Below are 240 nucleotides of genomic sequence, written 5' to 3'. Positions count from 1 at the left end.
AAACAAGGAAACAGTAACAAACAATACAGAAACACAAACTGAAACAAATAATACGGAAAAACAAACTGAAACAAACAATACAGAAACACAAACTGATACAAATAATACGGAAAAACAAACTGAAACAAACAATACAGAAACACAGACTGAAACAAATAATACGGAAAAACAAACTGAAACAAACAATACAGAAACACAAACTGAAACAAATAATACGGAAACACAAACTGATACAAACAA

1 protein-coding gene is annotated in these 240 nt (G+C 28.8%); it reads left to right on the top strand.

The features are described 5' to 3' along the window. On the top strand, window positions 1–240 hold a 240-nt coding region (locus tag BP549_RS15940; protein ID WP_292382047.1), incomplete at both ends, for a hypothetical protein.

The sequence above is a fragment of the Methanosarcina sp. UBA289 genome, assembly GCA_002496565.1.
Classification (GTDB): domain Archaea; phylum Halobacteriota; class Methanosarcinia; order Methanosarcinales; family Methanosarcinaceae; genus Methanosarcina.
The sequence above is the reverse complement of the archived record's forward strand: the minus strand, read 5'-3'. Positions and strand labels throughout refer to the sequence as shown.